This is a genomic window from Microbulbifer regidiadema (SeqCode) (assembly GCF_052466995.1).
Window position 1 is genome coordinate 4,007,501 of record NZ_CP174297.1, and the last position, 12,090, is coordinate 4,019,590.

Genomic DNA, 12,090 nt, shown 5'->3' on the forward strand with positions numbered 1-12,090 from the left:
GAACGGGGATTAGCCCTTAAGCTCTTTATGTTTTAGTGGAAGGTTCTGGAAAGTACCGCGATACAGGGTGATAGCCCCGTACACGAAAAGGCATTTAGAGTGAAATCGAGTAGGTCGGGACACGTGTTATCTTGACTGAACATGGGGGGACCATCCTCCAAGGCTAAATACTCCCAGCTGACCGATAGTGAACCAGTACCGTGAGGGAAAGGCGAAAAGAACCCCGGAGAGGGGAGTGAAATAGAACCTGAAACCGTATACGTACAAGCAGTAGGAGCCCTTCGGGGTGACTGCGTACCTTTTGTATAATGGGTCAGCGACTTATTGTCTGTAGCAAGGTTAACCGCTTAGGGGAGCCGTAGAGAAATCGAGTCTTAATAGGGCGTTTAGTTGCAGGCAATAGACCCGAAACCCGGCGATCTATCCATGGGCAGGTTGAAGGTTGAGTAACATCAACTGGAGGACCGAACCCACTAATGTTGAAAAATTAGGGGATGACCTGTGGATCGGAGTGAAAGGCTAATCAAGCCGGGAGATAGCTGGTTCTCCTCGAAAGCTATTTAGGTAGCGCCTCGCGTCTCACCCTCGGGGGTAGAGCACTGTTTGGGCTAGGGGGTCATCCCGACTTACCAACCCCATGCAAACTCCGAATACCGAGGAGTGCAATCGCGGGAGACACACGGCGGGTGCTAACGTCCGTCGTGGAAAGGGAAACAACCCAGACCGCCAGCTAAGGTCCCAAATATCAGTTAAGTGGGAAACGATGTGGGAAGGCCCAGACAGCTAGGAGGTTGGCTTAGAAGCAGCCATCCTTTAAAGAAAGCGTAATAGCTCACTAGTCGAGTCGGCCTGCGCGGAAGATATACCGGGGCTCAAACTGATAACCGAAGCTGCGGATGCTAATTTATTAGCATGGTAGAGGAGCGTTGTGTAAGCCGTTGAAGGTGGATCGGGAGGTCTGCTGGAGGTATCACAAGTGCGAATGCTGACATGAGTAACGATAAGGGGGGTGAAAAACCCCCCCGCCGGAAGACCAAGGGTTCCTGTCCAACGCTAATCGGGACAGGGTTAGTCGACCCCTAAGGCGAGGGCGAAAGCCGTAGTCGATGGGAAACAGGTTAATATTCCTGTACTCGCTATTACTGCGACGGAGTGACGGAGAAGGCTAGGCCGGCATGGCGATTGGTTGTCCATGTTTAAGGTTGTAGGCTTATGACTTAGGCAAATCCGGGTCATACTCTTTAATGAGAAGGCTGAGAGCTGATGACGAAGCCCACTTAGTGGGTGAAGTGGTTGATGCCCTGCTTCCAGGAAAAACTTCTAAGCTTCAGGTAATAGTGAATCGTACTCTAAACCGACACAGGTGGTCAGGTAGAGAATACCAAGGCGCTTGAGAGAACTCTGGTGAAGGAACTAGGCAAAATGGTACCGTAACTTCGGGAGAAGGTACGCCGGTTTTGGTGATGGGACTTGCTCCCTAAGCTGAGGCCGGTCGAAGTGACCAGGTGGCTGCGACTGTTTATTAAAAACATAGCACTGTGCAAACTCGTAAGAGGACGTATACGGTGTGACGCCTGCCCGGTGCCGGAAGGTTAATTGATGGGGTTAGCTTCGGCGAAGCTCTTGATCGAAGCCCCGGTAAACGGCGGCCGTAACTATAACGGTCCTAAGGTAGCGAAATTCCTTGTCGGGTAAGTTCCGACCTGCACGAATGGCGTAACGATGGCCACGCTGTCTCCACCAGAGACTCAGTGAAATTGAAATCGCTGTTAAGATGCAGTGTACCCGCGGCTAGACGGAAAGACCCCGTGAACCTTTACTACAGCTTTGCACTGAACTTTGAGCCTACTTGTGTAGGATAGGTGGGAGGCTTTGAAGCAGTAACGCTAGTTACTGTGGAGCCGTCCTTGAAATACCACCCTGGTATGTTTGAGGTTCTAACTCTGGTCCGTTATCCGGATCGAGGACAGTGTATGGTGGGTAGTTTGACTGGGGCGGTCTCCTCCCAAAGAGTAACGGAGGAGTACGAAGGTGCACTCAGCATGGTCGGAAATCATGCAATGAGCATAATGGTATAAGTGCGCTTGACTGCGAGACAGACATGTCGAGCAGGTACGAAAGTAGGTCATAGTGATCCGGTGGTTCTGTATGGAAGGGCCATCGCTCAACGGATAAAAGGTACTCCGGGGATAACAGGCTGATACCGCCCAAGAGTTCACATCGACGGCGGTGTTTGGCACCTCGATGTCGGCTCATCACATCCTGGGGCTGAAGCCGGTCCCAAGGGTATGGCTGTTCGCCATTTAAAGTGGTACGCGAGCTGGGTTTAGAACGTCGTGAGACAGTTCGGTCCCTATCTGCCGTGGGCGTTGGAGATTTGAGAAGAGTTGCTCCTAGTACGAGAGGACCGGAGTGAACGAACCTCTGGTGTTCCGGTTGTCACGCCAGTGGCATTGCCGGGTAGCTATGTTCGGACGGGATAACCGCTGAAAGCATCTAAGCGGGAAGCCTCCTTCAAGATAAGATCTCCCTGAGGCCTTGAGCCTCCTGAAGGGCCGTGGAAGACTACCACGTTGATAGGCTGGGTGTGGAAGCGTTGTGAGGCGTTGAGCTAACCAGTACTAATTGCCCGTGCGGCTTGACCATACAACAGAGATGGTTACTAACGACTAGCTAAGCTAGCGGATTGTGGAATGAAAGACACACAATAATCGCTTGCGGTGTATTACTACAGATTGTTTTACCGACTTATTTGGGGTTATCGCCGGTCACTAATGACCGAGGCAAACAGCGATAACACGGCAGGCCAAGCAGATTGCTTATAAGACCAACGCCAACCCAAGCCAGTTTGCCTGACGACCATAGAGTTGTGGAACCACCTGATCCCTTGCCGAACTCAGAAGTGAAACGCAACATCGCCGATGGTAGTGTGGGGTTTCCCCATGTGAGAGTAGGTCATCGTCAGGCTTCTAATCCGAAAAGGGCCACCCAATAGGGTGGCCCTTTTTTTATGCCTGGAAAAAATCCCGATCAATATTTTTACTACCTCGCAGCGTCTGCGCTGCCATGTGATAAGCGCTGCACCGAAGGCGCCCGCAGGGTGGCGAGCACTGCTCGCCATACAGTGTAGGTTGGGTACACCCGACAGCTTATAAAAATAATTAAAAAGCTAATTTTTACTGCGCTGACTTTTTTGGCAAAGGCCAGGAAAATAAACCGAAATTTTCACGCTCTAATTTTTATTTAAGAAATCGCGTAAAAATAAAAAACAAAAGCTAAAAATAGCGATGTATAAATTACCCGGTTCCTCTCTGAAAAAATAAACCTATAAAAATAGGGTTTTACACCTCTTTTTCTTCCTGTTTGCCAGGGCTTCTACAAAAAAATATCCGATAAAAAAACAAGCCAAAAACTAGAAAAGCACCAATATTGCTTCGGCCAAAAATTAAAATGAGCCAAGAAAAATATCGGTGGTTTTTTGATCTCTTGGGTAATCCCCTGTAACCACGGGGCCTGTAGGCGATTTATTCAAGTTATACACAAGTCTATCCAGACTTTCTGTTAGTAACACAGGGCTGTGGAAATCTACGCAAAAAGTGCTGCTTTTTTACCCGCCTCCCGTGCAGCCAAGGAAACACGGGGCTAACAGGGGATATCCCCGAGTTATACACAAGTCTATCCATGGTTTCTGTTGGTAACAAAGGCGCCATAAAACGGACATCAGTTATTAACAGAGTAATGGAGGACAAAGCTGTGGATTACTGGGGCTGATTGGTACGCCAGTATTTGCTGGAAAGAAACTATTGGAAATAAAAAAGCCCCACAGGGTGGGGCTTTAGGACAGCTAGTAAGCAAAGGCGTTATCGGGCACTAAGTCAAAATTCATCTCATTTAAGGTGAGATCTTCCAGTGGTACCAGTTCGGCGGGAAGGGCGAAGCGTCGCGCCACTTTATCCTGCTGCCAGTCGAGGACCTCAATATCTGCTGAGGACTCTTGTTGTAAGGCTTGTAGAAAGGCCTTTAGGTCGGAGGGTGTTGCGGCAATTAATGACTGGTAGTCGTAGGTGCCAAGCAATTTAACAAAGCGGTATTCATTCCTGGCGTCCTCAATGCGCAACCATGCCTGTCCACTGGCATTATCCTCTTCGCCGAGAATAACCGGACCCAGCTCATCGTCAAAGACTGGTGCGAGGTGGTAATCTGGAATTGGAAGTATTGTCCCAACCCAAACCCAGCCAGACAGGCTGGTGCGGCTTAACTGCCATTCACACAGCCATACGGTCTGGTCGTCGTCGATGCGAAATTCCCGGTATTCCTTTTGACTTAAGTAGCTGTCAAAGCTCACTTCTGCATTGGGGTTATCTTTACGAAAACTATGGAGCTGTTGCGTCATTTCATAGTTTACGTCCCAATGTTTTTTCAGGCGCCACTGCATGGGGTATTGGCCCCATTCAACGATGTACTCCTCGTGTTCACGCACGGTTTCCACCACGCGCCAAAAGGCACCGTCGATAAGGATACAGGTATCGCCGAGCTTACAGCCCGGTGCGATGATACTGCACTCCGGTGAAGCCTCAGAGGCACTCACTAAGTGTTCGCTGCGTCCTTCAATAACGTCATACCAGGGAAAACCGTGGCGCAAAGGGGGAGGAAATGCCAGTGGCGGTCGGCCCCCGAGTAATCGCCGGAAGAGTACCGACTTTTCAATTTCAAGGTCAGAAAGTGTATAGCCTTCCTGCTGTGTGATTTGGCCCCAGGCAAAGGCGGCTCGGATTAGGTGTTTTTCTCGGTCTGAAAAGCTCATGGGTGCAATCATGGGCAAGTAAATAAGAAACCATACCACTGTGCAGGGACGGGCGCTAATGTAAATGTCATTATCTGCCGCTTGTAAAATGACGACAGCTTTGGGGTGCTTCGATACACTGGCTGGATTAATGTTGACAGATAGGAGATTCGCCGTGGTCTGGGTGCAAAGGTTTACGATCATTGCGATCGGCTTTTTTACTGTGCTGTCTCAGGCAGTTGCAGAGGAGGGAGAGCTTAGTCGCTTTGAGTCCTGTTATCTGGATGGTTGGAGCAGCGCTCTGCGCTGTAGCAAGCTATCGGTGGGTGAAGCTGAAACCGCCGTAGACTTGGCAGTGATGATAGCGCCTGCGGTTAATGATACTGGATTGGAGCCTCTGTACTTATTGGCTGGTGGTCCCGGACAGGCGGCGAGCTATTTGACCCCGATTCTAAAGGCTTTACATAAAGTTAATCGGAATAGGGCAATTGTTATGGTCGATAGGCGTGGTTCGGGTTATTCCGCCGCGTTTGATTGTGGCCTCGATGGGGAAGTCTACATAGACCTGGATGGGATCACTCAGCAATTATCCACCTGTTTCCATGCAAATGCCCCCTTCGCTAAAACACTGCACAGCCGCCAGGCAGTGGATGATCTTGAGCGGGTGCGCCTCTACTTGGGGCATAAAAAAATTGCTTTGTGGGGGGGCTCTTGGGGAACCCGTACCGCACTGCTTTATCAGCAGTGGTACCCGGATAGTTTGAGTGTCCTTATTCTGGATGCTGTAGCACCGATAGATACAAAGGTTTTTCTTACCGCGCAAGCTGCGCAGGACGCTCTGATAAAGCTTGAGGAAGACTGTCGCCTTGACTCTGTATGTGCTGAGTTTGGCGACTGGCGGGGGGCACTGGACAGCTTGCTCAGTGACTGGGATGAGCAAATGATTAATTTTCCGGACCCACATACTGGCAGTCCGATGGAAGCAGCAATTCCTCGCAGCTTTTTACAAAACTTAATCAGAACGGCACTTTATACGCCGGAGACTGCGGCGCAATTACCTTACGCAATCAGCCAGGCCGACAAGGGGAATTATTTGCCGCTGTCGGGGCTGGCTGGGCTGCTATCTGATGACGGCAGTATGTCTATGGGGCTCACCTTGTCAGTTGCCTGCGCTGAAGAATTAAATCGCACTAGCGAGGAAGAGCTAGCGGCAGATATTCGCGGTAGTTTTTTAGGTACGGCTTTTTTTGAGATTTTTGCTGAGGGCTGCAAGGTCTGGCCCGTGCCTCCAATCACTTACGCGACACCTGAAGTCAGGCATCACCCGGTATTAATTATTTCCGGGGAGGCCGATCCTATTACGCCTTACTATTATGCGGAAAAAAATTTGAGTTATCTCACGCAATCAAAACGCTTGGTCATTCCAGACGGGGGGCATATCAATACGATGCGAGGTTGTGTCCCGGAATTAATAGAGGATTTTTTAAAATCCCCACAGGATTCATTAGAGAGCCATTGTATTGCTGATATTCAAAGGCCGCCTTTTATGGCGGGTGCTTTCGGTCCTGAAATTGATCAGGCACTACCGGGTGAATTGTTGTCGGGGCAGGGGGATAACAAGTGATCACAGTTGAATCTATCCACAAGCAGTTCTCTGGTAAAGAGATACTCAAAGATCTGAGTTTTAGTATACCTGACGGCCAAATAACGGCTTTACTGGGGGCTAATGGGGCGGGAAAAACCACCTGTCTGAGAATTATAACCGGGCTAATTAAAGCAGATGCTGGCAATGTGTTTGTCGAAGGGCTTGATGTCGGGAAAAAACCCTTGGAAATAAGGCGTCAGCTGGGTGTTGTTGGCGATCGTGAAGGGCTGTATGAGCGCCTTACGGTGGCGGAATATTTATCCTTTTTTGCCAGTGCACAGGGATTATCGGGCGCTGAACTTCAGCGAGCATTGAATGCTGTTCGCGAAGAGTTGGAATTAGAGAATTTGTGGCAGCGCCGCACAAAAGGTTTTTCCCAGGGAGAGAGAATGAAAGTGTCGCTGGCGCGCGCCCTGGTTCACCGACCTAAGCATTTAATACTCGATGAGCCTACTCGCGGGCTCGATGTGCTTGCTGCTAGGTTGCTGCGAAAAACACTGATCAGGTTGCGCTCCAAGGGCGTCGCTATCCTATTTTCCAGTCATATTATGGCTGAGGTTGCCGAATTGTCAGATAGGGTATTGGTGATGGCTCAAGGTGCTGTTGTCGATAGCGGAACGCCGGCGGAATTGGTCGAGCGCAGCGGGTGTAAAAATCTGGAAGACAGTTTTGTGGCCTTGGCCTATGGGGCTGAAGCTGGACGTGGGGTGTCGGCATGAATTTTTTAAAACCACTATTTACCCCCGTGATGCTGGCACTGTTAAAAAAGGAGTTATTGGAAGTTTGGCGTGACCGGCGAGCACTGTGCGTATCGCTTCTGTTTGCCCTTTTATTTCCCGGAATGATCGCCTCAATGACGCTGTTTATGTTTAAGTCCCAGGGGGAGAAGACGGTTCACTTGGCCCTGTTGGGCGGGCAGGATTTGCCGGTATTGGAGCAGCAGCTGCGCAAGGGACAGGTGGAACTGGATAGTTTGCCAGAGGGAGACCCGCTGGCTCTGCTCGAACAAGGTTACGATGCGGTGGTTAAAATTGATGAAGGTTTTTCCACTGACTATCGCCATTTTCGCAGCCCCAAAGTTTATTTATATATCGACAGCTCCGATCGTTTTAGCGGCCAGGGGGCGAACCATGTACAGCAAAAACTGGCTGAACTGCGCCAGCTTGTTGTTCAGCAGAGAATGGTTGCCAGGGGCGTGCCGTTAAAAGTGGTGGCGCCCTGGCAGGTACAGGTCCGGGATGTGAGTACCCCCTCTAGCCGCAGCGCCTGGATTGTGGGTTCAATACCGGCGCTGTTGATAATGACCCTATTTATCGGCTGTTTGTCCTCATCAATTGATGCCTCTGCCGGTGAGCGGGAGAGAATGAGTTTCGAAGTGCTATTACAGCAGCCCCTGGCAGCTTGGCAGGTGGTGCTGGCCAAGGTGCTCGCTGTAGCCAGTATCAGTTGGCTCTCTTCACTGCTTGCGCTGATTTCGCTGATGGCCGTTTTTCCATTTTTGCCCTTGGCTGAAATGGGAATACAGCATGCAACGACGCCGGGTGGAATGGTTGCCATGGGGCTTGCCCTGTTGCCACTGGCTTTGTTAATTGCCGTTGTGCAGATATTACTGGCACTGCGATCCCAGTCATTTAAGGATGCACAGACTCAATTGGGGATATTGCAGCTTTTGCCGGTCACTATGTTATTGGTTCTGGATATGTCGGCGGTGGAGCTGGAGCAGCCTATCTGGCAATTGGTTCCACTGGTGGCACAGCAGCAGTGGTTTAAGGCTCTACTGGTGGGAGATGCGGTCTCCATAATGTGGATGATCACGGGTTCACTGGTCAGCCTTTTATTGGTTGTTGGGTGTATATTAGGCGGTGCCCGAGCGCTACAGCGAGAGAGCCTACTCGGAGCGACCTAGTTTATTGATTAGAGAGTTGTACCGGCATGAATGACTTGCGTGAAGGGCTATTGAGTATCAACTTGAAGTCCATAGCAGATAACTACCAGGACCTGGCCGATCGCCTGAAAAGCGGTACCCGCTGCGGTGCGGTGGTGAAAGCGGATGCCTATGGCCTGGGGATGGCTCATGTCACGCCGGCGCTATACGCTCAGGGCTGTCGCGATTTCTTTGTGGCTACCCAGGCCGAGGGAGCGCGTTTGCGCAGTGATCTCGGCGACGATGTGAATATCGTTGTCTTTACCGGTGTGAGGCCCGGTGCTGAGCTGGAGTGTGCCCGTGCCGGTTTGATTCCCACGCTGTTTACTCTCGACCAGTTGAGAAACTGGGCGGAAACCTGTGGGAAGGCTCAGCTGCGGGCCCCCTGCGCGCTAAAAATTGACAGTGGTATGACCCGACTGGGGATGACGCCAGAGGAGTTTGAGTTGCTGCTCAAGGATCGCCCTCTGTTGGAGTCTGTCGATATACAGATGTTTTTCAGTCACCTCGCTTGTGCCGACGAGCCCCAGCACCCGCAAAATAAAATTCAGCTGGATTATTTCAAGCGGGCGGGTGACCGCTTGCGCGAGCTGTGCCCGAATATTCAGCTCAGCCTGGCCAACTCTTCCGGCATTTTTTTGGGGGAGGAGTATCACTTTGATATTGCCCGACCTGGCTCCGCGCTGTATGGCCTAAACCCCGTGCCCGGGACAGAAAATCCGATGCGCGCGACAGTGACCCTGGAGCTGCCTATCGTGCAAAAGCGCTATGTCGCCCAGCCCCGATTTGTAGGATATGGTGCGACTCAGGAAGCACCTGCGGGCAGCTGGCTGGCAGTCGCCCGCGGAGGGTATGCCGATGGCATTATACGGGCCCAGAGTGGGCGTGGGCGCGGTTGGGGCTGCGGGCGAGCGCTGCCTATTATCGGGCGTGTATCAATGGATTCCACCATATTTGATATCTCCGCGCTCAGCGCTGAGGAGCGAGATTCTCTCCAGTCGATAGCGGTGCTCAACGAGCAGCTTACGGCGGATGAGGTTGCCGGTTATGCCGGAACTATCGGATATGAGATCCTGACCAGTCTCGGACACCGCTATGACCGCCGCTACGTGAAAGGTTAATCAAGTTGCAGGATGAAGCCGTAAAAACGCCACTAGAACAGCTTCGCCCAGTGTTGGAGCTTCTGGCGGATGGAGAAATGCACTCGGGGGAGTCCCTCGGGAATGCACTGGGTATCAGTCGAGCCGCCGTCTGGAAGCAGTTGCAAAAGCTTGAGTACTACGGTCTGACACTGGAGTCCGTTAAGGGGCGCGGTTATCGCCTGCCCGGTGGGCTCGACCTCCTGTCAGAAAAGGCTATTAGCGAGCAGCTGGGCGGTTCGGCTCGAGCGCTTTTGCGTGAGTTGCGGGTTTTTGATGAGGTGGGTTCGACAAACTCCCTGCTGTTAGAGCGTCTCGAACAGGGGCGGGGGCACGCTGTTGCAGTGCTCGCCGAGCGGCAAAGTGCCGGGCGGGGGCGTCGCGGCCGCAACTGGATCAGCCCCTACGCCAGCAGCCTCAGCCTCTCGGTGGGCTGGGACTTTAGTGGCGGAGTGCAGTGCCTGGAGGGCTTGAGCCTCGCTGTCGGTGTCGCCGTGGCCAGGGCTCTGGCGCGCTTCTCGGTGGCGGATGTGCGCCTGAAGTGGCCGAATGATGTGTGGTGCCAGGGGCGCAAATTGGCCGGGGTTCTGCTCGAGTTAAAAGGGGACCTGACCGACCGCTGTTCGGTGGTGATCGGTATCGGCTTGAACAATGGCCTCAGCGCAAAGACCGCTGAGGGCATAGATCAGCCCTGGACGGACCTTCAGCAGGTTCGCCCGGGAATTGGCCGCAGCGAATTAGCCGCTGCGATACTCGACGAGCTGTTGCCGATGCTGGCAACTTACCCGGAAAAAGGCTTTGCGGCCTACCGCGAAGCCTGGGCGGCCCTCGATCAGTTCGCCGGGCAGCCGGTTCAGTTGCAGTCCGGCAGCCTCAGCTGGCGGGGTATTGCCGCCGGTGTCGATGACAAGGGAGCCCTGTTACTCGATACCGAGGAGGGGCAGAAGTCATTCCATGGGGGTGAAATTTCTTTGCGGGGGCAGGTTTGATTTTAGAGTTGGATGTCGGCAATACCCGGGGTAAGTGGCGCTATCTGGTCGAGGGTGATGTGATTGCCCGTGGGGATATCGAAACCGGCCAGTTGCGGGAGCAGGTTTTGCCGGATGATTGGGCTGACCTGAGCCCCCGGCGCTTTCGGGTGGTGAATGTTGCCGGTCCCAGTGTCGCCGAATTTTTGAGTCGGGTGGCCCGGGAGCTATTTACCCTGGAGGCGGAATTCTCCGCAGTTGCGCCACAGTGTGCCGGCGTTATCTGTGGTTATGAGGATCACTCCGCTCTGGGGGTGGACCGCTGGCTGGCAATGTTGGCGGCCTATCAGCAATCCCCACGGGCATCCCTAATTGTGGATTGCGGCAGTGCGGTCACTCTGGATTTACTGGACAATAGCGGGCGCCATATCGGCGGCTATATCGTGCCCGGTTTCGGCTTGATGAATCGCGCCCTCAGTATCGATACCCATGCAGCAAAAAGTCGCGAGGCACTGGCTCTGACAAAAACCCTGAGCGCCGGGCGCAATACCAATGAAGCGATAAACCGGGGCCTCCTGCTTATGGTACTGGGCGCGGTTGATCGGGCCATGGAAGAGTTGCGGGCCCACACGGGTTCAGCTCCTCTGTTGTGGTTAACCGGTGGGGACGCACAGTTGCTCTCCGCAGTTTATCAGCACGAACATCGCCTGGTCCCAGATCTGGTGATGGATGGGCTGGCCCTTAGTAATCCATAAAAATTTACGTTGTTATGCGCTGGATAGCTTTTTTCTTAGTTGCACTGAATGTGGTGCTTTTCTCCTGGCATATGCTGGTCGCACCAGCTCCTCAGATGAATAGCGGTCAGAATTCACTCCCTCAAGAGTCGCAGGGAAAAAGAATCACCCTCGTTAGTGAAATATCCCCTGAAGAGCTACCGGCTCAGAAAAAGAGCAGCGGGTTGAGCGGGGAGTCCTTCGAGGTTGCAGAGCTGTGTACTCTGGTGGGGCCTTTGACTGAGGAGTATCAGGGGGAGGATATATTGCAGCGAATTCAGTCTCTACAGGTTGAGGCCGAGCTCCGTGACATAGAGATGCAGGGCCAGATGCGCTACTGGGTATACCTGCCGCCACTGAATTCAAGGCGGGAAGCCTACAATCGCTTGCGTGAGCTACAGTCTCAGGGAGTCGACAGCTATGTCATTCCCAAAGGCAGCCTGGAGAATGGGATTTCTTTTGGGATTTTCAGCGAGCGGGCCAGGGCTGAATCCCATACTGAAGATTTACAGGGTAGGGGGGTTAGCGCCCAATTTAGGGAGGAGCCGCAGACCTATATGGAGCGCTGGATCGTTATGCCCCCCGGTAGCGCGGAAAGCCTGGCGATAGAATTCTGGCGGCAGCTGCAAGATGAATACCCGGATCTGGATCGGCGTCCAAATCTTTGCTCTGAAGTGCTCGGTTGATAAAAAGGCAAATTTGTCACAAATTCGCCAGTCGCCCGCCAAAGTCGCTGCTTTTTTCGGCAGGTTGGAATAAACGACAAAAAAAACTGATTTATCTGCAAAAAAGGTGTTGCGTGTCGAGATAAGTTCCCATAGAATCCCGCCTCCATTGACGAGGGTGACTTATCAACTT

General features: G+C 52.5%; 8 protein-coding genes and 2 rRNA genes (1 of these 10 running past the window's edge). 9 read left to right on the plus strand and 1 reads right to left on the minus strand.

Annotation, left to right across the window (positions count from 1 at the left end; all coding sequences use genetic code 11):
• Window positions 1-2,646: ribosomal RNA gene (locus ACJJIK_RS17455) — 23S ribosomal RNA — on the plus strand; it begins 250 nt to the left of the window's first position.
• 205 nt (window positions 2,647-2,851) lie between these two features.
• A 5S ribosomal RNA gene (rrf, locus tag ACJJIK_RS17460) occupies window positions 2,852-2,967 on the plus strand.
• 877 nt (window positions 2,968-3,844) lie between these two features.
• Here the strand turns inward: rrf and ACJJIK_RS17465 are convergent.
• Window positions 3,845-4,804 (minus strand): hypothetical protein, encoded by a 960-nt coding sequence (locus ACJJIK_RS17465; protein WP_444929547.1) that lies wholly within the window; start codon window positions 4,802-4,804, stop codon window positions 3,845-3,847.
• Window positions 4,805-4,958: 154 nt separating this feature from the next.
• On the opposite strand from ACJJIK_RS17465, the gene ACJJIK_RS17470 reads away from it, so the two are divergent.
• The 7 genes from ACJJIK_RS17470 to ACJJIK_RS17500 are packed head-to-tail and all read left to right on the plus strand — an operon-like array spanning window position 4,959 to window position 11,918.
• Complete coding sequence (locus tag ACJJIK_RS17470) at window positions 4,959-6,407, plus strand: alpha/beta hydrolase (protein WP_444929548.1); 1,449 nt, start codon at window positions 4,959-4,961, stop codon at window positions 6,405-6,407.
• On the plus strand, window positions 6,404-7,147 hold the full coding sequence (locus tag ACJJIK_RS17475) for an ABC transporter ATP-binding protein (RefSeq protein ID WP_444943462.1): 744 nt from the start codon (window positions 6,404-6,406) through the stop codon (window positions 7,145-7,147). Before ACJJIK_RS17470 ends, ACJJIK_RS17475 begins: the two co-directional genes overlap by 4 nt.
• Entirely contained in the window at window positions 7,144-8,334 is a 1,191-nt protein-coding gene (locus tag ACJJIK_RS17480) for an ABC transporter permease (RefSeq protein WP_444943463.1), read from the plus strand. The genes ACJJIK_RS17475 and ACJJIK_RS17480 overlap by 4 nt, the downstream gene beginning before the upstream one ends.
• Before the next feature lie 26 nt (window positions 8,335-8,360).
• Entirely contained in the window at window positions 8,361-9,473 is a 1,113-nt protein-coding gene (gene alr, locus ACJJIK_RS17485; RefSeq protein WP_444929551.1) for an alanine racemase, read from the plus strand.
• 5 nt (window positions 9,474-9,478) lie between these two features.
• Window positions 9,479-10,480: a bifunctional biotin--[acetyl-CoA-carboxylase] ligase/biotin operon repressor BirA gene (gene birA, locus ACJJIK_RS17490; protein WP_444943464.1), complete on the plus strand. Its 1,002-nt coding sequence runs from the start codon at window positions 9,479-9,481 to the stop codon at window positions 10,478-10,480.
• On the plus strand, window positions 10,477-11,214 hold the full coding sequence (locus ACJJIK_RS17495) for a type III pantothenate kinase (protein WP_444943465.1): 738 nt from the start codon (window positions 10,477-10,479) through the stop codon (window positions 11,212-11,214). Before birA ends, ACJJIK_RS17495 begins: the two co-directional genes overlap by 4 nt.
• Before the next feature lie 14 nt (window positions 11,215-11,228).
• Window positions 11,229-11,918 (plus strand): SPOR domain-containing protein, encoded by a 690-nt coding sequence (locus ACJJIK_RS17500; protein ID WP_444943466.1) that lies wholly within the window; start codon window positions 11,229-11,231, stop codon window positions 11,916-11,918.
• The last annotated feature ends 172 nt before the right edge of the window (window positions 11,919-12,090 follow it).